This is a genomic window from Leeuwenhoekiella palythoae (genome assembly GCF_900130045.1).
Lineage (GTDB): Bacteria > Bacteroidota > Bacteroidia > Flavobacteriales > Flavobacteriaceae > Leeuwenhoekiella > Leeuwenhoekiella palythoae.
Map to the genome: position 1 here is coordinate 151,006 of NZ_FQXT01000005.1, position 24,468 is coordinate 175,473.

36 protein-coding genes are annotated in these 24,468 nt (G+C 38.1%); 2 read left to right on the forward strand and 34 right to left on the reverse strand.

Going from position 1 to position 24,468, the window contains the following annotated elements; genetic code table 11:
• Window positions 1-73: 73 nt before the first annotated feature.
• From carA to rpsL, 34 genes are all read right to left on the reverse strand, one after another.
• A complete protein-coding gene (carA, locus tag BUA96_RS13940) occupies window positions 74-1,186 on the reverse strand; it encodes a glutamine-hydrolyzing carbamoyl-phosphate synthase small subunit (protein WP_072984059.1) in 1,113 nt (370 codons plus the stop codon).
• A 61-nt stretch (window positions 1,187-1,247) separates the two neighbouring features.
• Window positions 1,248-1,946: a hypothetical protein gene (locus tag BUA96_RS13945; protein ID WP_072984061.1), complete on the reverse strand. Its 699-nt coding sequence runs from the start codon at window positions 1,944-1,946 to the stop codon at window positions 1,248-1,250.
• Window positions 1,947-2,035: 89 nt separating this feature from the next.
• Window positions 2,036-2,515, reverse strand: coding sequence for a 50S ribosomal protein L17 (rplQ, locus tag BUA96_RS13950; protein WP_072984063.1), 480 nt, complete (start codon window positions 2,513-2,515; stop codon window positions 2,036-2,038).
• Between the two features lie 62 nt (window positions 2,516-2,577).
• Window positions 2,578-3,570 carry a DNA-directed RNA polymerase subunit alpha gene (locus BUA96_RS13955; RefSeq protein WP_072984068.1) on the reverse strand — a complete coding sequence of 331 codons (993 nt, stop codon included), beginning with the start codon at window positions 3,568-3,570 and terminating at the stop codon, window positions 2,578-2,580.
• 27 nt (window positions 3,571-3,597) lie between these two features.
• Window positions 3,598-4,203 (reverse strand): 30S ribosomal protein S4, encoded by a 606-nt coding sequence (gene rpsD / locus BUA96_RS13960; RefSeq protein ID WP_072984071.1) that lies wholly within the window; start codon window positions 4,201-4,203, stop codon window positions 3,598-3,600.
• A gap of 85 nt (window positions 4,204-4,288) precedes the next feature.
• A complete protein-coding gene (gene rpsK, locus BUA96_RS13965) occupies window positions 4,289-4,711 on the reverse strand; it encodes a 30S ribosomal protein S11 (RefSeq protein ID WP_009779205.1) in 423 nt (140 codons plus the stop codon).
• Window positions 4,712-4,720: 9 nt separating this feature from the next.
• Window positions 4,721-5,095, reverse strand: a complete 375-nt coding sequence (gene rpsM, locus BUA96_RS13970) for a 30S ribosomal protein S13 (RefSeq protein WP_009779204.1) — start codon at window positions 5,093-5,095, stop codon at window positions 4,721-4,723.
• Window positions 5,096-5,100: 5 nt separating this feature from the next.
• Entirely contained in the window at window positions 5,101-5,217 is a 117-nt protein-coding gene (gene ykgO / locus BUA96_RS13975; RefSeq protein ID WP_009779203.1) for a type B 50S ribosomal protein L36, read from the reverse strand.
• 4 nt (window positions 5,218-5,221) lie between these two features.
• Entirely contained in the window at window positions 5,222-5,437 is a 216-nt protein-coding gene (gene infA / locus BUA96_RS13980) for a translation initiation factor IF-1 (RefSeq protein WP_009779202.1), read from the reverse strand.
• Window positions 5,437-6,774: a preprotein translocase subunit SecY gene (gene secY, locus BUA96_RS13985; protein WP_072984073.1), complete on the reverse strand. Its 1,338-nt coding sequence runs from the start codon at window positions 6,772-6,774 to the stop codon at window positions 5,437-5,439. Before secY ends, infA begins: the two co-directional genes overlap by 1 nt.
• Before the next feature lie 11 nt (window positions 6,775-6,785).
• Window positions 6,786-7,238: a 50S ribosomal protein L15 gene (gene rplO, locus BUA96_RS13990; RefSeq protein WP_009779200.1), complete on the reverse strand. Its 453-nt coding sequence runs from the start codon at window positions 7,236-7,238 to the stop codon at window positions 6,786-6,788.
• A gap of 12 nt (window positions 7,239-7,250) precedes the next feature.
• The gene (gene rpmD / locus BUA96_RS13995) at window positions 7,251-7,430 is read right to left on the reverse strand and encodes a 50S ribosomal protein L30 (RefSeq protein ID WP_009779199.1); all 180 of its coding nucleotides are present in this window, start codon (window positions 7,428-7,430) and stop codon (window positions 7,251-7,253) included.
• A gap of 11 nt (window positions 7,431-7,441) precedes the next feature.
• Complete coding sequence (gene rpsE / locus BUA96_RS14000; RefSeq protein ID WP_072984075.1) at window positions 7,442-7,966, reverse strand: 30S ribosomal protein S5; 525 nt, start codon at window positions 7,964-7,966, stop codon at window positions 7,442-7,444.
• Window positions 7,967-7,972: 6 nt separating this feature from the next.
• A complete protein-coding gene (gene rplR / locus BUA96_RS14005; RefSeq protein ID WP_072984077.1) occupies window positions 7,973-8,326 on the reverse strand; it encodes a 50S ribosomal protein L18 in 354 nt (117 codons plus the stop codon).
• Between the two features lie 11 nt (window positions 8,327-8,337).
• Window positions 8,338-8,880: a 50S ribosomal protein L6 gene (gene rplF, locus BUA96_RS14010; protein ID WP_072984079.1), complete on the reverse strand. Its 543-nt coding sequence runs from the start codon at window positions 8,878-8,880 to the stop codon at window positions 8,338-8,340.
• A gap of 21 nt (window positions 8,881-8,901) precedes the next feature.
• A complete protein-coding gene (rpsH, locus tag BUA96_RS14015; RefSeq protein ID WP_072984081.1) occupies window positions 8,902-9,300 on the reverse strand; it encodes a 30S ribosomal protein S8 in 399 nt (132 codons plus the stop codon).
• Window positions 9,301-9,372: 72 nt separating this feature from the next.
• The gene (gene rpsN / locus BUA96_RS14020) at window positions 9,373-9,642 is read right to left on the reverse strand and encodes a 30S ribosomal protein S14 (RefSeq protein ID WP_009779194.1); all 270 of its coding nucleotides are present in this window, start codon (window positions 9,640-9,642) and stop codon (window positions 9,373-9,375) included.
• 2 nt (window positions 9,643-9,644) lie between these two features.
• Window positions 9,645-10,196, reverse strand: a complete 552-nt coding sequence (gene rplE / locus BUA96_RS14025; RefSeq protein WP_072984083.1) for a 50S ribosomal protein L5 — start codon at window positions 10,194-10,196, stop codon at window positions 9,645-9,647.
• 2 nt (window positions 10,197-10,198) lie between these two features.
• Window positions 10,199-10,510 (reverse strand): 50S ribosomal protein L24, encoded by a 312-nt coding sequence (rplX, locus tag BUA96_RS14030; RefSeq protein ID WP_072984085.1) that lies wholly within the window; start codon window positions 10,508-10,510, stop codon window positions 10,199-10,201.
• A 12-nt stretch (window positions 10,511-10,522) separates the two neighbouring features.
• Complete coding sequence (rplN, locus tag BUA96_RS14035) at window positions 10,523-10,891, reverse strand: 50S ribosomal protein L14 (protein WP_009779191.1); 369 nt, start codon at window positions 10,889-10,891, stop codon at window positions 10,523-10,525.
• A 2-nt stretch (window positions 10,892-10,893) separates the two neighbouring features.
• A complete protein-coding gene (gene rpsQ / locus BUA96_RS14040) occupies window positions 10,894-11,151 on the reverse strand; it encodes a 30S ribosomal protein S17 (protein WP_040533212.1) in 258 nt (85 codons plus the stop codon).
• A gap of 11 nt (window positions 11,152-11,162) precedes the next feature.
• On the reverse strand, window positions 11,163-11,354 hold the full coding sequence (gene rpmC, locus BUA96_RS14045; protein ID WP_009779189.1) for a 50S ribosomal protein L29: 192 nt from the start codon (window positions 11,352-11,354) through the stop codon (window positions 11,163-11,165).
• A gap of 11 nt (window positions 11,355-11,365) precedes the next feature.
• Entirely contained in the window at window positions 11,366-11,788 is a 423-nt protein-coding gene (rplP, locus tag BUA96_RS14050) for a 50S ribosomal protein L16 (RefSeq protein ID WP_072984087.1), read from the reverse strand.
• Window positions 11,789-11,807: 19 nt separating this feature from the next.
• On the reverse strand, window positions 11,808-12,524 hold the full coding sequence (rpsC, locus tag BUA96_RS14055) for a 30S ribosomal protein S3 (protein WP_072984089.1): 717 nt from the start codon (window positions 12,522-12,524) through the stop codon (window positions 11,808-11,810).
• A 3-nt stretch (window positions 12,525-12,527) separates the two neighbouring features.
• Window positions 12,528-12,938 carry a 50S ribosomal protein L22 gene (gene rplV / locus BUA96_RS14060; protein ID WP_009779186.1) on the reverse strand — a complete coding sequence of 137 codons (411 nt, stop codon included), beginning with the start codon at window positions 12,936-12,938 and terminating at the stop codon, window positions 12,528-12,530.
• Window positions 12,939-12,946: 8 nt separating this feature from the next.
• On the reverse strand, window positions 12,947-13,225 hold the full coding sequence (gene rpsS / locus BUA96_RS14065) for a 30S ribosomal protein S19 (RefSeq protein ID WP_009779185.1): 279 nt from the start codon (window positions 13,223-13,225) through the stop codon (window positions 12,947-12,949).
• Between the two features lie 6 nt (window positions 13,226-13,231).
• The gene (gene rplB, locus BUA96_RS14070; RefSeq protein WP_072984091.1) at window positions 13,232-14,056 is read right to left on the reverse strand and encodes a 50S ribosomal protein L2; all 825 of its coding nucleotides are present in this window, start codon (window positions 14,054-14,056) and stop codon (window positions 13,232-13,234) included.
• A gap of 9 nt (window positions 14,057-14,065) precedes the next feature.
• Complete coding sequence (gene rplW / locus BUA96_RS14075) at window positions 14,066-14,356, reverse strand: 50S ribosomal protein L23 (RefSeq protein WP_072984093.1); 291 nt, start codon at window positions 14,354-14,356, stop codon at window positions 14,066-14,068.
• 4 nt (window positions 14,357-14,360) lie between these two features.
• On the reverse strand, window positions 14,361-14,990 hold the full coding sequence (gene rplD / locus BUA96_RS14080; protein WP_072984095.1) for a 50S ribosomal protein L4: 630 nt from the start codon (window positions 14,988-14,990) through the stop codon (window positions 14,361-14,363).
• The gene (gene rplC / locus BUA96_RS14085; RefSeq protein ID WP_072984097.1) at window positions 14,990-15,601 is read right to left on the reverse strand and encodes a 50S ribosomal protein L3; all 612 of its coding nucleotides are present in this window, start codon (window positions 15,599-15,601) and stop codon (window positions 14,990-14,992) included. The genes rplD and rplC overlap by 1 nt, the downstream gene beginning before the upstream one ends.
• Window positions 15,602-15,757: 156 nt before the next feature.
• Window positions 15,758-16,063, reverse strand: coding sequence for a 30S ribosomal protein S10 (rpsJ, locus tag BUA96_RS14090; RefSeq protein ID WP_009779180.1), 306 nt, complete (start codon window positions 16,061-16,063; stop codon window positions 15,758-15,760).
• Between the two features lie 11 nt (window positions 16,064-16,074).
• Window positions 16,075-18,207, reverse strand: a complete 2,133-nt coding sequence (gene fusA / locus BUA96_RS14095; protein ID WP_072984099.1) for an elongation factor G — start codon at window positions 18,205-18,207, stop codon at window positions 16,075-16,077.
• A 5-nt stretch (window positions 18,208-18,212) separates the two neighbouring features.
• Window positions 18,213-18,689: a 30S ribosomal protein S7 gene (gene rpsG, locus BUA96_RS14100; protein WP_072984101.1), complete on the reverse strand. Its 477-nt coding sequence runs from the start codon at window positions 18,687-18,689 to the stop codon at window positions 18,213-18,215.
• Window positions 18,690-18,712: 23 nt separating this feature from the next.
• Window positions 18,713-19,087, reverse strand: coding sequence for a 30S ribosomal protein S12 (gene rpsL, locus BUA96_RS14105; protein ID WP_009779177.1), 375 nt, complete (start codon window positions 19,085-19,087; stop codon window positions 18,713-18,715).
• A gap of 289 nt (window positions 19,088-19,376) precedes the next feature.
• Between rpsL and BUA96_RS14110 the strand changes: the two genes are divergently transcribed.
• Complete coding sequence (locus BUA96_RS14110; RefSeq protein WP_128755731.1) at window positions 19,377-20,882, forward strand: BamA/TamA family outer membrane protein; 1,506 nt, start codon at window positions 19,377-19,379, stop codon at window positions 20,880-20,882.
• 250 nt (window positions 20,883-21,132) lie between these two features.
• Window positions 21,133-24,426 (forward strand): SusC/RagA family TonB-linked outer membrane protein, encoded by a 3,294-nt coding sequence (locus tag BUA96_RS14115; RefSeq protein WP_072984105.1) that lies wholly within the window; start codon window positions 21,133-21,135, stop codon window positions 24,424-24,426.
• The last annotated feature ends 42 nt before the right edge of the window (window positions 24,427-24,468 follow it).

The following is a 24,468-nucleotide window of genomic DNA, read 5'->3' on the forward strand; positions in this document are numbered from 1 at the left end:
ATAGAAAAACTGCAAGCCAAGTCATTTTACACCCTGCAAAACATAAAAAATCCCGGACTAGCCGGGATTGTATTTATACTGAAACTTGAGACATTCTATCTACAAACTCATCAAAGAGGTAGGTGGCGTCGTTAGGCCCCGGGCCAGCCTCTGGGTGATACTGCACTGAAAAACAGTTTTTATTTTTCATTTTAAGCCCCATAACAGTCTGATCGTTGAGGTGCTTATGCGTAACCTCAATCTCAGGATTATTAATGGCTTCATCATAATTCACGGCAAATCCGTGGTTTTGAGAAGTTATTTCTCCTTTACCGCTTCCGTGATTTAGAACCGGGTGATTGATGCCGCGATGCCCATGGTGCATTTTAAAAGTGCTGATTCCATTAGCCAAAGCAATTATTTGGTGCCCTAAACAAATACCAAATAGTGGCATATCATCATTAATGATCTTTTGAGCAGTTGCAATTACCTCTTTTAAAGGTTCTGGATCTCCAGGACCATTTGAAAGGAAAAACCCATCAGGATTCCAAGCTTTCATCTCTTCGTAAGAAGCATTATATGGGAAAACCTTGATATACATATCACGTTTAGCCATATTGCGCAAAATATTTTTCTTGATCCCTAAATCAATCGCCGCAACCTTGTATTTGGCATTTTCATCGCCAAAATAATAAGGCTCCTTAGTACTTACTTTAGAAGCTAGCTCTAGTCCGTGCATATTTGGCACTTCAGCAAGTTGCTTTTTGAGTTCGTCTACATTATCTACGTCTGTAGAAATGATCGCGTTCATTGCGCCATTATCTCTAATGTAAGAAACTAAAGCACGTGTGTCTACATCAGAAATCACAAACAAATTATTTCTATCAAGGAAAGATTGAAGTGATTCATCTACACGAATACGCGAGTAATTGTAACTAAAGTTTCGGCAAACGAGTCCTGAAATCTTTACGGTTTCAGATTCGGTTTCCTCGTTATTTCCTCCGTAATTACCAATGTGTGCATTGGTAGTAACCATAATCTGACCGAAATAAGACGGATCTGTAAAAATTTCTTGATAGCCGGTCATCCCGGTGTTGAAACAAACTTCTCCAAAAGCAGTCCCTTCTTTATTACCTACAGATTTTCCGTAGAAGATAGTACCATCTGCTAGTAATAAAAGTGCTTTTCTATTGGTTTGATATTTCATTGATAATTTTTTTTCAAAATTAATTTATAGGTTTAAAACGTAAAAGAAGTCTTGTATTTATTTACAGACTATTTGCATAGTCCATCATCTTTATAACATCTTTCTCATCTCCATAAGACAAGTCATTTCGCTTTACATATTCAACGAGTTCCTTTTCTTTAGCTTTTTCCAAATTAAAAGATTTTAAAACTTTTGATTTACGCAGTGGCATTAATGTTATTTTATCGTCACGCTCGTAGTAGAAATTCTCCCTTCTGATATATTTATCTGTAGGTCTGTTTTTCATAGGATCTGGCGAACTAGGCACTAGCTTTACCGAATATGCTTTAAGCAGTCTCTCACTACCATTGTCAGCAAGAATCTCGTAAATCTGTCTACCTGTTTTAGTAAACTTGCTCTCGTATTTTCTACCTAAAACTTCAAAATAATCAATTTGATTAAACTGAAAAGTAAAGAGTGAATCTTGACCTATTTTAGTAACAAAAGCTTGTGTATTCAAGTTTAGATTGATGTTGTCAAGCATATAGAGCTGTCCATTTGTAGCATAAACGCGAGCACTGTGAATCCAGTCATCAAATAAATAAGGTGAGCCCTCAACCCGAGCAACAGGAGGTATACTTTGTATAGAACCGTAAGAATTACGAACTCCGTTAGATACAGATAATAATTGGTCTGGATTATTCACTAAACGCTCTTGATCTTGAGCAAACGACATTACAGTGAATAAAAAAACGGTGAGATTGATGAACTGTCTAAACATGATAATAAAGTTTAAAGATTTATAAATACAAAAAAAGGATAAGCCATAAGGCTTATCCTTTTTTAAAAATTTAAAACATTAATATGTTTTTACTCTTCCTCGTCATTAGCTTTTGTTTCTTTAACAGGAGCTTCTGTCTTAGCTGGAGCAGCTGATTTCTTACCTGCTCTACGAGTAGATTTCTTCTTGGTTTTACCAAGATTATATAATTCGTTGTAATCAACTAATTCGATCATCGCCATATCAGCGTTATCACCTAGACGATTACCTAATTTAATGATTCGTGTATAACCACCTGGACGATCACCAACCTTTACAGCTACATCTCTAAAAAGTTCTGCAACTGCATCCTTTTGACGCAATTTACTCATAACAATACGACGATTGTGCGTAGTGTCTTCTTTAGATTTTGTCACTAAAGGCTCTACAAACTGCTTTAAAGCTTTTGCTTTAGCAACAGTAGTATTAATGCGTTTGTGCTCAATTAATGAACAAGCCATATTAGCTAACATAGATTTTCTATGCGCAGTCTGGCGTCCTAAATGATTATTCTTTTTTCCGTGTCTCATGACATTTAATTTAAGCTACCATCTTGCTCTACCCATTTTGAGGAGCAAAATATGGAGCGTTACTAATCTTTATCTAATTTGTATTTTGAAAGATCCATTCCAAAATTAAGGCCTTTTACATTTACCAGCTCTTCAAGCTCTGTAAGTGATTTTTTACCAAAATTACGGAATTTCATCAGATCATTCTTGTTATAAGAAACCAAGTCTCCTAATGTCTCAACTTCTGCAGCTTTAAGACAGTTTAAGGCACGTACAGAAAGATCCATATCTACCAATTTAGTCTTAAGTAACTGACGCATGTGAAGTGACTCTTCATCATAAGTTTCAGTCTGAGCAATTTCATCAGCCTCAAGGGTGATACGCTCATCAGAAAACAACATAAAGTGATGAATCAAAGTTTTTGCTGCTTCAGTTAAAGCATCTTTAGGATGAATTGAACCATCAGTGATGATCTCAAAAACTAACTTTTCATAGTCAGTTTTCTGCTCTACACGATAGTTCTCAATGCTATACTTCACATTTTTAATAGGAGTATAGATTGAATCTGTAAAAATAGTTCCTACAGGTGCATTTTGTTTCTTATTCTCTTCGGCAGGAACATAACCACGACCTTTTTCTACCGTGATTTCCATATTGATATTAACTTTCTTCTCCATATTGGCGATAACCAAATCTGGATTAAGAATTTGAAAACCAGAAATAAATTTCTGGAAATCACCAGCAGTTAACTGCTCTTTATCAGAAACCGAAATAGTTACAGTCTCATTATCAATCTCATCAATTTGTCTCTTAAATCGTACTTGTTTAAGATTAAGAATGATTTCTGTAAAGTCTTCTACAACTCCTGCTATAGTTGAAAACTCATGATCTACTCCTTCAACACGTACTGAAGTAATTGCAAAACCTTCTAAAGAAGAAAGCAATACTCTACGTAGCGCGTTACCCACAGTTAAACCGTAACCTGGCTCTAAAGGTCTGAATTCAAACTTACCTTCAAAGTCAGTAGAGTCAATCATTATGACCTTATCGGGCTTCTGGAAATTTAGTAATGCCATATTATGTTTTCTAAGAGTTGTTATTTATTATTTAGAGTACAATTCGACAATGAACTGTTCGTTGATATTTTCTGGGATCTGAATACGTTCAGGAACAGAAACGAAAGTACCTTGTTTAGAATCATTATTCCAAGAGATCCACTCATAAACGTGGCTAGCATTTGCTAAAGAATCTTGAATTGCACTTAATGATTTTGATTTTTCACGTACAGCAACAACATCTCCTGCTTTTAATTGATAAGAAGGAATGTTTACTAAATCACCGTTTACAGTGATATGTCTGTGTGAAACTAATTGACGAGCTGCTCTTCTTGAAGGAGCGATACCCATTCTAAAAACAACATTATCTAAACGAGACTCACAAAGTTGTAATAAAACAACCCCGGTAATACCCGTTGCACTTGTTGCCTTTTCAAACATATTACGGAATTGATTTTCTAAAATCCCATAAGTATATTTTGCTTTTTGCTTCTCTTGAAGCTGGATCGCATATTCAGACTTCTTACCACGACGTCTGTTGTTACCATGCTGACCTGGAGGATAGTTTCTTTTCTCAAAAGATTTGTCATCTCCAAAAATCGCTTCTCCAAACTTACGAGCGATTTTAGTCTTAGGACCGGTATATCTTGCCATTTTAAAAATAATTAGTGGGGTGATTAAGGAATTAAGGTCTAGTCCTTCGCAAAATCGTTACTCCCCGATTGATATAAAAAATTAATTAAACTCTTCTTCTTTTAGGAGGACGACATCCGTTGTGTGGTAGTGGAGTAACATCGATGATTTCAGTTACTTCGATACCACTGTTGTGGATAGATCTGATTGCAGATTCACGACCATTACCTGGTCCTTTCACATACACCTTTACTTTACGCAATCCTGCTTCGTGAGCAACTTTACTTGCATCCTCTGCAGCTAACTGAGCAGCGTAAGGAGTATTTTTCTTAGAACCTCTAAAGCCCATTTTACCGGCAGAAGACCAAGAAACAACATCACCTTTCTTATTAGTCAAAGAAATTAAGATATTGTTGAAAGACGCAGCGATATGCGCTTCTCCTACAGACTCAACAATTACTTTACGCTTTTTAGTGGTCTTTGCAGCCTTACCGCTTTTACCTCCACCTTTAGTGTTTTGCTTTGCCATTATTACTTATTATTTAGTTGCTTTTTTCTTGTTAGCAACCGTTTTACGCTTACCTTTTCTAGTTCTAGAGTTGTTCTTTGTACGCTGACCTCTAAGTGGTAAACCAGAACGGTGTCTGATACCTCTATAACAACCAATGTCCATAAGACGCTTAATACTCATAGAAACCTCACTTCTAAGTTCACCTTCTATCTTATAAGAACCTACAGCCTCACGAATACGACCAATTTGATCATCATCCCATTCGTTTACTTTTAAATTCTCATCAACATCTGCTTGAGCTAATATTTTCTGAGCTCTGCTTTTTCCGATTCCAAAGATGTAAGTCAAAGCGATTACACCTCTCTTTTGTTTTGGGATATCTACCCCTGCAATTCTAGCCATAATCCTTAACCTTGTCTTTGTTTGAACTTAGGGTTCTTTTTGTTAATTACGTATAATCTTCCTTTGCGACGTACAATCTTGCAGTCTGCACTTCTTTTCTTTACTGATGCTCTTACTTTCATCTTACTAGTATCTATAAGTTATACGAGCCTTTGTTAAATCGTAAGGGCTCATTTCAAGTTTTACTTTGTCCCCAGGTAGTAATTTTATGTAATGCATGCGCATCTTACCTGAGATATGCGCTGTTACGATGTGACCGTTTTCTAGCTCAACGCGAAACATTGCGTTAGACAATGCCTCAATAATTGAACCGTCTTGCTCTATTGCTTGCTGTTTTGCCATTATGCTACTGCTTTTCTATTCTTACCCGTTTTCATCAAGCCATCGTAATGTCTGTTTAACAAGTATGAATTTACCTGTTGCATCGTATCGATAGCTACACCCACTAGAATAAGCAATGATGTTCCTCCGTAGAACAAAGCCCATCCTTGTTGCATTCCAAGTACACTTACTGCGATAGCAGGAAATATTGCTATAAGCGCTAAAAATATAGAACCCGGAAGCGTAATCTGCGACATGATTCGATCTAAATACTCTGAAGTTTCTGTACCTGGACGAATACCTGCTATAAAACCACCGCTTCTCTTAAGATCATCAGCCATTTTATTGGTAGGTACTGTAATCGCAGTATAGAAATATGTAAAGATGATAATTAATAAACCGAATACAAGGTTGTACCAAAATCCAAATATATTGGTAAACTGAGAAGCAATAGACTGTGCTGTTGGCGACTCAGAAAGACCAATAACTGCACCAGGAATAAACATAATAGCCTGAGCGAATATGATAGGCATAACCCCTGAAGCATTAAGCTTTAAAGGTATATACTGTCTACTTCCGAATACATTACGCTCATAACTACCACTAGCAGTTCTTCTTGCATACTGCACTGGAATCTGACGTACAGCCATTACCAATAGTACAGATAGTAAAATGATAACAAACCAGATCACTAATTCAATAAGAATCATGATAAGCCCACCATTTGATTCAGAAACTCTAGAAACCCACTCCTGTAAAAATGATTGAGGTAGTCTAGCTATAATCCCAACCATAATTAAAAGCGAGATCCCATTACCAATACCTTTATCAGTAATTTTTTCTCCTAACCACATCGCAAAAATACAACCGGTAGTTAAAATGATTACTGAAGAAATGATAAACGTCACATTACTACCCATAACGAAGGCTTCCGGTGGAAGCAAGTTAAATAGATTAGTAATGTAACCAGGTCCCTGAATAAGTGTGATCGCAATAGTCAACCAACGTGTAATTTGATTGATTTTACGACGCCCACTCTCTCCTTCCTTTTGCAGTTTTTGTAAATAAGGCACCGCAATACCCATTAACTGCACCACAATAGATGCAGAGATGTAGGGCATGATACCAAGAGCAAATACAGAGGCATTCGAAAATGCCCCGCCAGTAAATGCGTTTAACAACCCAAGAAGCCCACCGTCTGTTTGAGCGGCAAGATTTGCTAATTGAGATGCGTCAATACCCGGAAGAACAATCTGAGCCCCAAAACGGTATACTAAAAGTAATCCTAGGGTTAAAAGAATGCGATTCTTTAACTCTTCAATCTTCCAGATATTTTTAATCGTTTCTATAGCCTTCATGCTGATTTATGTTATAAAGTTACTGCTTCTCCGCCTGCTGCTTCAATAGCTTTCTGTGCTGAGGCTGTAAATTTATGAACTGTAATCTTCAATTTAGCTTTTAACTCACCGCGTCCTAAAATCTTAACAAGATCATTTTTCCCAGCCAGTCTGTTTTCTACTAAAACATCAATGGTAACTTCATCCTTGATTCTTCCAGCATCAACATATTCTTGTAGCGTGTCAAGATTTACACCAGTAAATTCTTTACGGTTAATATTTGTAAATCCAAATTTAGGCACACGTCTTTGAAGTGGCATTTGCCCTCCTTCAAAACCTACTTTTTTAGAATATCCTGATCTTGACTTCGCACCTTTGTGCCCACGGCCTGCAGTTCCACCATTTCCTGTAGCTTCACCACGACCTCGCCTGCTGTCGTTCTTTTTTACCGAGCCAGCTGCCGGTTTTAGATTGTTTAAACCCATCTCAATTTATATTTAAGCTTCTTCTACAGAAACTAAATGACTTACTTTGTTAATCATCCCCAAGATGTTAGGAGTGTTCTCGTGCTCCACAACTTGGCCCATTTTCTTAAGACCTAACGCCTCTAATGTTCTCTTCTGGTTCTGAGTACGATTGATCGCGCTCTTTACCTTAGTTACTTTAATCTTTGCCATTGTCTTAAAAATTATCCTTTAAAAACTTTTTCAAGAGAAATTCCTCGCTGCTTTGCAACAGTCTCAGCACTTCTTAATTGTAAAAGTGCGTCAAAGGTAGCTTTTACTACGTTATGAGGGTTAGAAGATCCTTGATTTTTTGAAAGCACATCGTGAACCCCAACAGATTCTAGTACAGATCGAATTGCACCACCTGCAATTACCCCGGTACCAGGAGCAGCCGGCATAAGTAGAACGCGTGCTCCACCATATTTACCTTTTTGCTCGTGAGGAATAGTACTTTTATTTAATGGTATACGTACAAGGTTTTTCTTTGCGTCTTCTACTGCTTTTGCAATTGCACTAGCAACATCCTTAGACTTACCAAGACCTTGACCTACTACACCGTTCTCATCTCCAACAACCACAATAGCAGAAAAACCAAAAGCTCTACCACCCTTTGTTACCTTGGTAACACGTTGAACACCAACCAAACGATCTTTAAGATCTAAACCGCTTGGTTTTACTAACTCGACGTTTTTATAATTTTGATACATAACTTCTTAGAATTTTAATCCGCCTTCTCGGGCTCCTTCTGCTAATTGTTTTACTCTACCGTGGTATAAATAACCACCTCTATCAAAAGCTACCGCTTCGATTCCAGCTTCTTTAGCTTTCTCTGCGATTGCCATACCTACCTTCTTAGCAACTTCAGCCTTGCTTCCTTCTGCAGAGAAATCCTTATCTCTTGAAGAAGCTGCACTCAAGGTTTTACCGGTAGTATCATCTATTATCTGCGCGTAAATCTCTTTATTACTTCTATATACAGATAGTCTTGGACGCTCTGTAGTACCCACAAGTGCCTTACGAATTCTACGACGTATTTTATTTCTTCTAGTATACTTTGAAAATGCCATATCTCTATATATTATGCAGATTTACCTGCTTTTCTTCTAATTTGCTCTCCTACAAACTTGATACCTTTTCCTTTGTAAGGTTCAGGCTTACGGAAACTTCTAATTTTAGCAGCTACTTGACCTACTAATTGTTTATCGTGAGAAGTTAGTTTAACGATAGGGTTCTTACCTTTTTCAGTAATGGTCTCTACCTTAACTTCAGGAGCGATATCCATAACGATGTTATGTGAAAAACCAAGTGCCATATCTAATTTCTGACCTTGATTGGCTGCTCTGTAACCTACACCTACTAATTCTAATGATTTAGTATATCCTTCAGATACACCAGCAATCATATTAGCAATAAGCGCACGATATAGACCGTGTTTAGCTTTAAATTCAGCCTTTTCAGAAGAACGCTCTAAAACTACAACACCCTCTTCTACTTTAATATCTATGTTAGAATACTCTTGCTTTAGCTCTCCTAACTTTCCTTTTACCGTAATAACACCTTCTGCTACTTCAACAGTAACTCCAGAAGGTATTGTAACTGGACTTTTTCCTATTCTTGACATTGCTCTGTTTCTTTTAACTGATTAATATACGTAGCAAAGTACTTCACCTCCAACATTCTCACTCTGAGCCTGCTTTCCTGTCATTACTCCTTTTGAAGTAGAAACAATAGAGATACCTAAACCATTTAAAATACGTGGCACATCTTTAGAAGATGCGTATTTACGTAAACCTGGTTTACTGATTCTCTGGATATCTTTAATAACTGACTCTTTAGTCTCCTTGTCATATTTCAAGGCGATCTTGATAGATCCTTGAGCCGTTTTATCTTCAAATTTGTAACTTAAGATATAACCTTGATCAAACAAGATCTTGGTTATTTCTTTCTTTAAGTTTGAAGCAGGTATTTCCACAACTCTGTGGTTTGCTGCTGCTGCGTTTCTAATCCTTGTTAGAAAGTCTGCAATAGTATCTGTATACATTTATATTAAATTGCGGTCTTGGTTTTCATCAACAACCATTGTTAACGAACCTAAAACCAGTTTATTCTTAATTTACCAGCTTGCCTTTTTCACACCTGGTATAAGACCTTGATTAGCCATCTCACGGAATGTAACACGTGAAATACCAAAAGTTCTCATATATCCTTTAGGACGACCCGTTAATTTACAACGGTTATGTTGACGTACAGGAGATGCATTCTTTGGCAGCTTTTGTAATGCCTCATAATCACCAGCCTCTTTTAAGGCTTTTCTTTTTTCAGCATATTTGGCTGCAAGTTTCTCGCGTTTTCTCTCACGAGCTTTCATTGATTCTTTTGCCATAATTACTTCTTTTTAAAGGGTAGCCCCAATTGAGTTAATAATGATTTTGCTTCTTTATCTGTTTCCGCAGAAGTTTCAAAGGTAATATTCATTCCTTCAATTTTGCGTACTTTATCAATATCAATTTCAGGAAAAATAATTTGCTCCTCAATACCAAGGTTATAGTTCCCGCGACCGTCAAAACCAGTTGCGTTGATACCGTTAAAATCTCTAACTCGTGGTAATGCTGAAGTAATCAAACGATCTAAAAATTCATACATACGCTCTCCACGAAGGGTAACTTTAGCACCAATAGGCATACCCTTTCTAAGTTTAAAGGCTGCAACGTCTTTTTTAGACATTGTAGCTACAGCACGTTGACCAGAAATAGTAGATAATTCTTCTACAGAATAATCAATTAATTTCTTATCAGCTACAGCAGCACCAACCCCTCTAGAGATTACAATCTTTCTTAATTTAGGTACTTGCATAACATTTTGATACCCAAATTCTTCAGTAAGAGCAGCTATCACACGCTCTTTATATTCTGTCTTTAGTCTTGAAATGTAAGCCATAACTAAATTACTTCATTTGATTTTTTAGAAAAACGCACTTTCTTGTCACCTTCAATTCGGTATCCTACTTTAGTAGCATCACCATTACCATCAATTAATGATAAATTTGAGATGTGAATAGGCGCCTCTTTCTTAGCAATACCACCTTGAGGATTAGAAGCACTTGGCTTCTCGTGCTTAGACACTAGGTTAATTCCCTCAACGATTGCTTTATTCTTATCTTTAATAACACGTTGCACCTTACCTTCTTGACCTTTATGGTCTCCGGCAGTTACACGTACATTATCTCCAACTTTTATCTTAAGCTTTGTCATCTTAATACTGTATTAAAGCACCTCTGGCGCTAATGATACAATCTTCATGAATTGTTTCTCACGAAGCTCTCTCGCTACAGGTCCAAATACACGAGTACCGCGCATCTCTCCTTGAGCATTTAAAAGTACACAAGCATTATCATCAAAACGGATATAAGATCCATCTGGACGACGCACTTCTTTACGTGTACGCACTACTACTGCAGTAGAAACGGCTCCTTTTTTAACCTGACCGTTAGGTGTTGCATCTTTTACAGAAACAACAATCTTATCACCTACTGAAGCATATCTTCTTTTTGTACCTCCTAACACACGAATGGTCAAAACTTCTTTTGCACCAGTGTTGTCAGCAACTCTTAATCTTGATTCTTGTTGTAACATAATTACTTAGCTCTTTCAATGATTTCTACAAGTCTCCAACTTTTAGATTTACTTAAAGGTCGTGTTTCCATGATCTTTACAGTATCTCCAATATTGCAGTCATTTTGCTCGTCGTGCGCTACGTATTTTTTCGTTTTCAAAACGAATTTTCCATACATAGGGTGCTTTACTTTCTTAACCTCAGAAACCACAATAGATTTCTGCATTTTATTACTTGTAACGACACCTATACGTTCTTTTCTTAAATTTCTTTTTTCCATCTTAAGCAGCATTATTGTAATTCTCGTTTTGTAAGCTCAGTAGCAATACGCGCTACAGATCTTCTTAGACCTCTAAGCTGAATGGGATTTTCCAAAGGAGAAATAGCGTGAGCCATTTTTAAGTCAGAATAAGCTCTTTTAGCTTTTACTAACTCTTCCTGTAATTCTGCTACAGATAGTTCTTTTACTTCTGATTGTTTCATTTTTCTAGAATTTAGTCAGCTTGATAATCCCTAGCCACTACATATTTTGTTCTCACTGGAAGCTTTTGCGCTGCCAAACGTAACGCCTCACGCGCTACAGGCTCAGCAACTCCTCCGATTTCAAAAAGCATTCTGCCAGGTTTAACGACAGCTGCCCAGTACTCAACAGCACCTTTACCTTTACCCATACGTACTTCAAGAGGCTTTTTTGTGATAGGTTTATCTGGAAAAATTCTGATCCATAAAGAACCTTCACGCTTCATAAAACGTGTGGCAGCAATACGTGCAGCTTCAATTTGTCTAGACGTAAGAAAGTTTGAGTCTAATGATTTGATACCAAAAGTACCATTTGAAAGTTGATGCCCTCTTCCGGCATTACCCTTCATGCGACCCTTCTGTTGCTTACGGAATTTTGTCTTTTTAGGCTGTAACATCTTGTTTTACTTTAAAAAATTACTTTCTACGACGTGATTTTGGAGCACCAGATCCACGACCGCCCTTTCCTTGCTTCTTAGCAAGACCTACTAGAGGAGACAATTCTCTCTTCCCATAAACCTCACCTTTCATGATCCAAACTTTGATACCCAATCTACCGTAAGTAGTATGAGCTTCTACCAAAGCATAATCAATATCAGCTCTGAATGTTGATAAAGGAATACGACCTTCTTTGTAAGCTTCTGAACGTGCCATTTCAGCACCATTCAAACGACCTGAAATCTGTATCTTAATACCCTCTGCGTTCATACGCATTGCAGCCGCGATAGCCATTTTAGTAGCACGACGGTAAGAGATACGGTTTTCAATTTGACGGGCTACTGAGGAAGCAACCAAAAATGCGTCAAGCTCAGGACGTTTAATCTCAAAAATATTGATCTGAACTTCCTTGTTAGTAATTTGTTTAAGTTCTTCTTTCAACTTGTCTACCTCTTGACCACCTTTCCCGATAATGATACCAGGTCTAGCAGTAGTGATAGTAACGGTTACAAGCTTAAGCGTACGCTCAATAATTACTCTAGACACACTAGCTTTTGATAAACGAGCGTGAATATACTTTCTAATCTTATCGTCTTCGGCAAGTTTATCACCGTAGTCGTTACCACCATACCAGTTAGATTCCCATCCTCTGATAATACCTAGGCGATTCCCGATTGGATTTGTCTTCTGTCCCATTTATTACTTGCTTTGTGTGTTATCTTTAGCACCAAGCACAACTGTAACGTGATTGCTGCGTTTTCTTATTCTGTGTGCGCGACCTTGTGGTGCAGGACGAAGTCTTTTTAACATACTCCCTCCATCAACACGAATCTCTTTAATAAATAAGTCTGCATCTTCAATACTAGCATCTTCGTTTTTCTCTTGCCAGTTTGAAATGGCAGAAAGAACCAACTTTTCTACACGACGAGAAGCTTCTTTATTACTAAATTTTAATATTTGAAGCGCTTTCTCTACTTTCTGACCACGTACAAGATCTGCAACTAAGCGCATCTTACGAGGTGAAGTAGGGCAGTTGTTCAGTTTTGCAAAGGCTAAACTTTTTTTAGCCTCTTTTATCTGCTCTGCTCTTTCCTTTTTACGAACTCCCATAGCTTCAATTATTTTTTACCTTTATTTTTTGACCCAACGTGACCTCTAAAAGATCGTGTAGGTGAAAATTCTCCTAATTTATGACCCACCATGTTCTCAGTTACATAAACAGGAACAAACTGGCGACCGTTATGAACAGCTATTGTTTGACCAACAAAATCTGGAGTAATCATTGAGGCTCTAGACCAAGTTTTGATTACCGTCTTTTTGTTAGACTCCACATTAGCAGCAACTTTTTGCTCTAACTTATAGTGAACGTAAGGTCCTTTTTTTAATGAACGTGCCATATCTTATTATTTCTTTCTACGTTCTACAATATATTTATTACTCGCTTTCGTCTTAGTACGGGTTCTGTAACCTTTAGCAGGCACACCGTTTCTATTACGTGGGTGACCTCCAGAAGCACGACCTTCACCACCACCCATTGGGTGATCAACAGGGTTCATCACTACTGGTCTTGTACGTGGACGCCTACCTAACCAGCGCTTTCTACCAGCCTTACCAGAAACGATAAGCTGATGATCACTGTTAGAAACCGCACCTATTGTAGCCATACAATTCACTAGAATCAATCTAGTTTCACCTGATGGTAATTTTACAGTTGCAAATTTACCATCACGAGCCATAAGCTGCGCAAAAGCACCAGCACTACGAGCCATAATAGCTCCTTGCCCTGGACGTAACTCAATACAAGAAATAATAGTACCTAATGGGATATCAGACAAAGGCATCGCGTTTCCTATTTCAGGAGCAACACCAGAACCAGAAACTACATTCTGATCTACCTGTAAACCATTTGGCGCAATAATGTAACGCTTCTCTCCGTCTTGATAATTTAAAAGCGCAATAAAAGCAGTACGATTAGGATCATACTCGATGCTCGCTACTGTAGCAGGAACACCCTCTTTATTTCTTTTAAAATCAATAACGCGATAACGCTTTTTATGACCACCACCCTTGTAGCGCATGGTCATTTTACCTTGACTGTTTCTCCCTCCAGACTTTTTAATCGGAGCCAAAAGGCTTTTTTCCGGCTTATCAGTAGTAATGGCGTCAAACCCATTTACTACTCTAAATCGCTGTCCTGGAGTGATCGGTTTTAATTTTCTTACTGACATTTTTTAGTCTTAAATGTTACTATAAAAATCAATCACATCACCTTCCGCCACCTGTACAATTGCTTTTTTAAAGCCTTTTGTTTTACCAGTGATCATACCAGATTTTGTAAACTTGGTATTACGATCTGGGCGAACGTTCATTGTTCTAACTTTAATTACCGAAACACCATAAGTTGCCTCTACAGCATTTTTAATTTCGATCTTATTCGAACCGGGATTTACTTCAAATGTATAACGGCTATTTAGCTCACTATCCATTGTAGCTTTTTCGGTAATCACGGGTTTTATTAAAATACTCATGTTGTTACTTACTTAAAGTTTGCTCAATTTCTTCTAGAGATCCTTCTAAAAACACTACATTATTTGCATTCATAATTTTGTAAGTGCTTAATTCTGAACTCGTTATAACCTCAGAGGTCCTTAAATTGCGTGACGACAAATATACATTATTATTTGAAGCCCCCAACACAAACAAAGACTTTTTATTATCTAAGCCTAAAGCCTTTACAACGTCAACGAAATTTTTGGTTTTTGGAGTTTCAAAATTGAAATCCTCAATTACCATAATCGCCTTGTCATTTGCTTTAAGAGTTAGTGCAGAACGTCTTGCTAATCGCTTAAGACCTTTATTCAATTTAAATGAATAATTACGTGGTCTAGGACCAAACATTCTACCTCCACCTTTGAATACACCAGACTTGATACTACCAGCACGAGCGGTACCTGTACCTTTCTGTTTTTTAATCTTACGTGTACTACCTGCAATCTCAGCACGCTCTTTAGATTTATGCGTACCTTGTCTTTTATTAGCAAGGTGCTGCTTTACATCTAAATAGATAGCGTGATCGTTAGGCTCTATAGCAAAAACAGAATCAGAAAGGTTTGCCTCTCTACCTGTTTCTTTTCCTTTAATATCAACTACTGCTACTTTCATTATCTTTCAATAATTACATAAGAGTTTTTGTGACCAGGCACACAACCTTTAACCACAAGTAGATTCTTTTCAGCAACTACCTTTAATACTCTTAAATTTTGAACTTTTACTCGCTCATTCCCCATTTGACCAGCCATACGCATACCTTTAAATACACGAGCTGGATAAGACGCCGCACCAATAGAACCAGGAGCTCTTAATCGGTTATGTTGTCCGTGGGTAGACTGTCCTACACCACCAAATCCGTGACGCTTAACAACACCTTGAAAACCTTTACCTTTAGAAGTACCAGCTACATCAACGAACTGACCTTCTTTAAAGACTTCAACAGTTACTGCATCACCTAATTTGTACTCACCTTCAAAATCTTGGAACTCGACAACTTTACGCTTTGCAACTGTACCTGCTTTCTTGGCGTGGCCTTGAGCAGCTTTATTTGCAGTCTTTGCGTCATCGAAACCTAATTGAAGAGCACTATACCCGTCAACCTCTTCGGTTCTGACTTGGGTAACAACGCAGGGACCTGCTTCGATAACGGTACAAGGAATATTCTTCCCATTCTCATCAAAGATGCTGGTCATACCTACTTTTTTTCCAATTAACCCAGACATATTAATTATTATTGATTATTACTATTTTACTTATTTAAACTTCGATTTTCATCGAAATAAAACAGGGTCAAAATACCTTCGACCCTGAATGTATTTTTATCCGTTTTTCCCTCGCTCGCAGCTCAGGACATGTTATTCCGCTATACGGAATGAGAATTATACCTTGATCTCTACTTCAACCCCACTTGGCAATTCAAGCTTCATTAACGCATCGATGGTTTTTGAAGATGAACTGTAGATATCAAGTAAACGCTTGTAAGAGCTAAGCTCAAACTGCTCACGAGATTTCTTGTTTACGTGTGGAGAACGTAATACAGTAAAGATTTTTTTGTGAGTAGGAAGTGGGATTGGCCCAGTTACTACAGCACCGGTACTTTTTACCGTTTTTACGATTTTCTCAGCAGACTTATCTACTAAGTTATGATCGTAAGATTTAAGTTTTATTCTGATTTTCTGACTCATGTCTTAGTAAATTAAGCGTTAGCAGTTCCTTTAGCTGCAGCGATTACTTCTTCAGATACATTAGAAGGAGTTTCTGCATAGTGTGAAAATTCCATTGTAGAAGTTGCACGACCAGAAGAAAGCGTACGTAAAGTAGTCACATAACCAAACATCTCAGAAAGCGGTACGATTGCTTTCACAACTTTCGCTCCAGCACGGTCACCCATACTACTCATTTGTCCTCGACGACGGTTAAGGTCACCTACAATATCACCCATATTTTCTTCAGGAGTGATAACCTCTACTTTCATCATTGGCTCAAGAACTACAGCTCCAGCGGCTTTAGCAGCTGCTTTAAATCCTAGTTTTGCAGCAAGTTCAAAAGATAATGCATCAGAATCCACAGGGTGGAAAGAACCATCCTTAAGTGTAACTTTCATAGCATCAACTTCAAACCCAGCTAATGGACCATTGATCATTGCAGTCTTAAATCCTTTTTCAACAGCAGGAATATATTCTTTAGGAACGTTACCACCTTTTACTTCGTTAACGAACTCCAAACCAACTTTACCTTCTTCAGCAGGCTCTAAAGTAAATACGATATCTGCGAATTTACCACGACCACCCGACTGCTTCTTGTAAACCTCTCTGTGATCTGCAACACGAGTGATAGCCTCTTTATACTCAACCTGTGGTTGACCTTGGCTAACCTCTACCTTAAACTCACGCTTAAGACGATCTACAATAATATCTAAGTGAAGCTCACCCATACCAGAAATAATAGTCTGACCTGAAGCCTCATCTGTACGCACTTGGAATGTTGGATCTTCTTCTGCCAACTTAGCCAAAGCCATACCTAATTTATCAACATCAGCCTTAGTTTTAGGCTCAACAGCGATACCAATTACCGGATCAGGAAACTCCATACTCTCAAGTACGATTGGGTGTTTCTCATCTGATAATGTATCACCAGTCTTAATATCTTTAAATCCTACAGCCGCACCAATATCACCAGCCTCGATAAAATCAATAGCGTTTTGCTTATTAGAGTGCATTTGATAGATACGAGAAATACGCTCTTTGTTACCTGAACGGTTGTTCAATACATAAGAACCTGCATCTAGACGACCTGAATAGGTGCGGAAGAATGCTAAACGACCAACAAATGGGTCTGTAGCAATTTTAAACGCTAATGCTGCGAAAGGTGCAGTTACATCAGGCTTACGCAATTCTTCTTTCTCAGTATCTGGATTAATACCTTTAATACCTTCCTTATCTACAGGAGAAGGCAAGTAACGACACACAGCATCTAATAAGAACTGAACACCTTTATTTTTAAAAGCAGAACCACAGATCATAGGAATGATAGACATATCCATTACAGCTGCACGAAGCGCAGCGTGCACCTCATCTTCAGTAATAGAATCTTCATCTTCCATAAATTTCTCAAGCAAGTTCTCATCGTAAGCAGCAACCTCTTCGATCAACATACCACGATACATTTTTGCTTCTTCTTTCAACTCCTCAGGAATCTCAACAACATCGAAAGTTGAACCTTGAGTTTCATCGTGCCATACAACCGCACGGTTTTTCACAAGATCGATAATCCCTCTAAAGTCTGCTTCTTCCCCAATAGGAAGAACGATAGGCACTGCATTAGAACCTAGCATCTCCTTAACCTGCTTACAAACCTCCAAGAAGTTTGAACCTTGACGGTCCATTTTGTTTACAAAGCCCATACGTGGCACTTTGTAGTTATCAGCAAGTCTCCAGTTAGTTTCAGACTGAGGCTCAACGCCATCAACCGCACTAAACAAGAACACAAGACCATCAAGAACACGTAATGAACGGTTTACCTCTACAGTAAAATCAACGTGTCCCGGAGTATCAATTATATTGAAGTTATAATCCTTTGTATCAGGAAGTGGCTGAGCATTTTCCATAGGGAACTTCCAAGTACAAGTAGTAGCAGCAGAAGTTATAGTAATACCACGCTCTTGCTCTTGCTCCATCCAGTCCATAGTAGCCGCACCATCGTGCACCTCACCTATTTTATGGCTCACACCAGTATAATAAAGTATACGCTCAGTAGTTGTAGTTTTACCCGCATCAATGTGAGCCGCAATACCTATATTTCTTGTAAATTTTAAATCTCTTTGTGCCATTTTTATTAGAATCTAAAGTGAGAGAATGCTTTATTTGCTTCTGCCATCTTATGAGTATCTGTACGTTTTTTAACAGCAGCACCTTCTTCTTTAGCAGCAGCTAAAATTTCCGCAGCTAACTTAGAAGCCATTGATTTTTCATTACGCTTTCTAGCGAAACTAATCAACCATTTCATCGCAGTAGAAATCTTGCGATCTGGTCTGATCTGCATAGGGATCTGAAAGGTTGCACCACCTACTCTACGGCTACGCACTTCAACGTGAGGCATAACATTAGACAATGCATCTTTCCAAACTTCTAAAGCAGTTTTTTCTTCGTTGTTTTTCTTCTCTTCTACGATATCCATTGCATCGTAAAAGATTTTAAAGGCTACCGACTTCTTACCGTCCCACATCATCATGTTAACGAAACGCGTAACCAGCTGATCGTTAAAACGAGGATCTGGTAAAAGTGGTCTTTTTTTGGCCTGTCTTTTTCTCATTTCTTCTCTTTAAAAGTTTTTAATTACTTCTTAGGGCGTTTTGCTCCATACTTAGAACGACGCTGTAGTCTTCCCTGAACACCTGCTGTATCCAAAGCTCCACGTACAATGTGATATCTAACACCTGGCAAATCTTTTACCCTTCCACCTCTAACCAATACTATCGAGTGCTCTTGTAAATTGTGTCCTTCACCACCAATGTATGCATTCACCTCTTTACCGTTAGTTAATCTAACACGCGCTACTTTACGCATCGCTGAGTTAGGTTTCTTAGGCGTAGTGGTGTACACACGGGTACAAACCCCGCGGCGTTGTGGGCACGAATCCAAAGCAGCCGATTTACTCTTCTTGGTTATTTTGGCTCTTCCTTTTCGTACTAATTGTGAAATTGTTGGCATAATTTCCTTTTACCTAAATTATAGTTATTATAATAGCCCTTTTCTAAGGGTGTGCAAAGCTACAAAATAATTTAAGTATTTCAACACTTAAATCATTAATTTTCAAAGGTATTTTTCAGATATTGAAAAACCGCACACCAAACCCTACTAATAAATCGCAATCTTGAAGCTGAATCTCATTATCTTTTACGCCACCCTATTGATAGGAAGCTCTTTATTCGGCCAAAAAATACACCTACAAATTGTTGATTCAGAAAAAACAGAAAAAGATTTACTGAAGACATTTGGCTTGAAAGCAGAATTTGACTCCTTCTCAGAAGCACAAGAGTCACTCAACAGACTAAAAGACTCTCTCTACAAAGAAGGCTACTTTCAACACATAGTTTCATTAACAAAAAACAACCAACTCATTAAAGTAACGCCCGGAAACAGATCAGATTCGATCACATTATATATAAAAGACAAAAACCTTCAACTAGACTTCACTAAAAAAAAATCACTTGTCACAACTAAACTCCCCGCATTCCTTCAAAACATTACCAAAAAGGAAACCGACGCAGGACATCCACTATCCACCACCAGCTTAAAAAATATACGCTTAGACAACAATAAACTCACAGCAGAACTACATCTTGAAAGAAAACAACAACGTAAAGTTTCTAACTTCTTAATAAAAGGATACCCCAAGTTTCCAAAGTCATTTCTAAAACACTACGCCAGATTAGACACCACAAAAACATTCAACAGATCTGAAATTCAAAAAAAAACAGACAATCTTAACAACCTCCTTTTTACCACCCAAACAAAACCTCCCGAAATCCTTTTCACTAAAGATAGCACCAACCTATATCTATATATAGAGAAGAATAACATCAATCAATTTGAAGGTTTTATAGGCTTTGCCTCAGATGAAGAAACTAATAAATTGAGAATAGACGGAGTCATAGATCTTCAATTAACAAACAACTTCAATTACGGAGAATCCCTTGGCTTCTATTACAAGAGCAACGGTGACAACCAACAAATCCTAGAGCTTTCCGCCAGACTCCCCTACCTTTTTAAATCCCCAATTAGCCTAAGCGCCAACTTTAATCTTTTTAGACAAGACAGCTTATTCTCTAACACCTCACAATCCCTTTCAGCCGAATTTCAAGCCGCACAAAACCTTAGCATCAACACCACATACAATCACACCAGCTCCAATGTCACCACTTCGACACCAGACAGCAATCCGTTTACCAAAAACAGCCTAAGCCTAGGGTTGACTTATACAAACAGAAAGAACTATATACTTCTCCCTCAAATCACTCAGTTCAAAATTGACATAGGAGGCGCACGAAGAATAGACCAAAATACTAATAGTCAATTTTTCACAACAATTGAAGCATTAAAAACCTTTACAATCTCCTCTAAACAGCAACTCTACTTAGAAAGCAATACCAGTATTCTCAACTCTGAAGATTATTATGAAAACGAGCTGTTTCGGTTTGGCGGCATAAAAACACTCCGCGGCTTTAAAGAAAACAGCATTTTCTCTAGCACCTACTCCACCCTACTAACAGAGTTTAGACAAGTCCTCACAAATGGATTAACCATTAATAGCATTTTTGATCTAGCCTATAGCAAGAATCATATCAACAATTCAGAAAACCACCTCTACTCTATCGGTCTTGGCGCCTCAATAGTCACACAAAGCGGCACTTTGAAACTGAACTTCGCTAACGGAACCACCCTAGGCAACACGCCAAAATTCAGCAACACAATCCTACATTTAACCCTGTTAACACAATTCTAAAACAACCACAATTACATTTTTCGTAAGATATAGTCTTTCTGACGATTTAACCTATTTAACAGTTTTAATTAGTTAAAAATACTCAATAATGAAGTATTCTTATTTAATAATCCAAATTTTATAGAATTATCATAATTAACATATAATGCTATTTAATTTAACAAAAAATTAAATTTTATGATTTAAAATGTTGTGTTGATGCTTTTTTTTAATCATTTTTAACATCGGCTAATTCAAATAAATATTAAACATGAAAAAACGATTACAAGGATTTCTAATGTTATTCCTAGCATTAGTTGTGCAAGTTTCTTTTGCGCAAACCAGAACAATTTCTGGAACGGTAACCGATGATAGCGGAGTTCCGCTGCCAGGAGTTAACGTCCTCATCTCTGGAACGACAACCGGAACACAAACAGATTTTGATGGATTGTATTCTATTGAAGCATCTACGGGAGATGTGCTTACATTTAGCTATGTTGGCTTTTCTCCTCAAGACGTAACCGTAGGAACTTCATCTACAATTGATGTTCAGCTTGCCGCTGGAGAAGCTTTAGAAGAAGTAGTAGTAACCGCCCAAGGAATTAAAAGGGAGAAAAAAGCACTCGGTTATGCTGTAAGCGAAGTATCTTCTGAAGCTCTTGAACAGCGTCCCGAATCTGATGTTGCTCGTGTACTCTCAGGTAAAGCATCTGGTGTTGAGATCACCGCACAAAATGGTACATCAGGATCTGCAACAAACGTAGTTATTAGAGGATACACCTCTATTAACGGAAGCAACCAAGCGCTTTTTGTGGTTGACGGTGTTCCCTTTGCCAGTGACACTAATTCTTCAGGGAGTTTTGTGAATGGTAATACTGGTTCGAGCCGTTTCTTAGATATTGATCCCAACAACATCGCAAGCGTTACTGTTCTTAAAGGTCTTGCTGCCGCAACACTTTATGGAACTGACGGGCGTAACGGTGTTATCTTAATTACAACGAAAGCAAACAGCGGGCAGTCTTCAAAAAAGAAAACAGAAATCACTTTAAATCAGTCTTTCTTTTTCAACGAGATCGCATCCCTTCCTGATTACCAACAGAATTATGGTGGTGGTTTTAACCAGTCTTTTGGTTGGTTTTTCAGTAACTACGGACCAAACTTCAATGCAACAGGAGTTGACGGATATTTAAATGATCCCGCTGGAATTATCGATGCTAACGGAAATGTTCCGCATCCATATGCCACAAACGCCTTCTTAAGTAACTTTTTAGGCGGAGAGAACGAATTGTATCAATCCTTCCAAGGGGTTGACTATGCTTACAGACCCTACGCTAGTGTAGAGAACTTTTTTAGAACTGGTAGTGTAAGCAATACCTCCTTGAACATCAGAGGCGCTTCAAATGATGGTAACATGTCTTTCAACGTAAACTTCGGGCATACAGATGATCAAGGTTTCACCCCTGGCAACAGCCTTACCAGAAACACACTTTCTGTTGGTGGACTCGCTAAATTGAGCAACAAATTTACAGTAACCGGTATTTTAAACTATTCACGCACTGATTTTAAAACACCTCCGGTTGCAGCTAGTGATGGTAACGCAAATTATGGTTTATCTGTATTTGGTCAGGTATTCTTCACCCCCATAAGTGTTGACTTAATGGGCTTACCTTTTGAAATCCCCGAAACAGGTGGTAGTATCTATTACCGTAATGGAAACGACATTGTAAACCCACGATGGACTGTTAAAAATGCACAGAATGGTCAGCTTACCAATCGTGTTTTTGGTAATGCACAACTTTCTTACGAGTTCAACGATAATGTAAGTGTACTCTATAGAGGTGGTATTGATATCTATAACGAACGTAACCACTCTTACGCAAATAAAGGAGGAGTTAACAGTGATGCTGACCGTTTTGGTTACTATGACACTTGGGATAACAACAGCACTACTTTTAATCACTATGCTGCGGTATCTGGTAATTACGACTTAACAGCTGATCAAAAATTAAATGTTAGCTTTCTTTTAGGAGGAAGTACATTAGGAGAATACTACGACAGACAAGGGGTTTCGAGCTCTGCTCAAATCGTTTATGACGTTCAGAGACACTTCAACTTTGAAAACCAGCTACCTATTCAGTTTTCTCAAAAGAGAAACACAATTGGTTTATTTGGTGATCTTTCATTTGAGTATGATAACTTCTTATACTTATCGCTATCCGGAAGAAATGACTGGATCTCAAACTTGATCGCAGAAAACAACAGTCAGTTTTACCCTAGTGTTAGCGCCTCTTTCATTCCAACTTCTGCATTTGAAGGTTTTGGCGGAGGGAACAGCCTAGGACTAAATTACCTTAAATTAAGAGCCGGTCTTGGTTCTTCTGCAGGGTTCCCTACAGGATACCCAACCGTAAATACTATCAATCAATCAACTCAAGTTTCTGGTGGAGCTGTTGGTGGAGCTTCAGGAATTGTTACCAATGGTGTTAGCGACGCTCTTGCTAATCCAAATCTAAGACCTGAGTTGATCAGCGAATGGGAAGTAGGTTTTGATGCAAGATTGCTAAAAAACCGTTTAGATGTTAGCTTATCATATTACGATCGTACAACTAAAGACCAGATTGTAGGAATCCCATTATCAACATCTTCAGGTTATACCGGCACAACGGGTAACATCGGAAAGGTTGAAGGAACCGGATGGGAAGTTGACCTAGGGGTTGACATATTTAAAAGTGCAGAGCCTAGTGGATTCAGCTGGAACTCCAGAGTGAACTTCACTACCAATAAGCAAATAGTTACCGAACTTGGTAGTGACCAGATAGTTTATGCAGGATTCTCTAATTTAGGTAATGCTGCAATTCAAGGTGAACAACTAGGGGTTATCGTAGGAAGCAGAATTCTTAGAGATGATAATGGTTCATTTGTAGTAGGTAATGATGGTTTTTACGTATCAGAGACTGAGGTTTATATTGATGATGCAGGAAATGAGGTAAATGCCGATACTCCAGGAGCTCGTTCTATAGCACCTATCATCGGTAATCCTAACCCTGATTATGTAATGAACTTTATCAACACTATTTCTTATAAGAATCTTACGCTAGGTTTTCAAGTAAGCCACGTAAGCGGTGGAGACATTTACTCTCAGACAATAGGTACGTTGCTAGGTCGTGGTTTAATAAACCCGGATCGTAGAGAGCCTTTTATTCTTCCTGGTGTTTTAGCTGACGGATCTCCTAACAGACAGCAGCTAGACAACTCTTCATTCTATTTTGATAATGTTCTTTTTGGTCCTAGCGAGTTGAGAATCTATGATGCTTCTGTAATTCGTCTTAAGGAGCTATCCCTAGGTTATACAATGCCTAAAAAGTGGTTGGAAAAAACTCCTTTTGGCACTTTATCGATTACTGCTGCCGGATATAACTTATGGTATGACGCATACAACACTCCAGATCGCGCTAATTTTGATCCTAACGTAGCTGGTATTGGTGTAGGTAACGGGCGTGGATTTGACTATCTAAATGGACCTAGTTCTAGAAGATATGGTTTGAGCGTAAAAGCTACATTCTAAGCTAATCGTAGAAGCACTTAACTTAAAAAGCATCTACTAAAA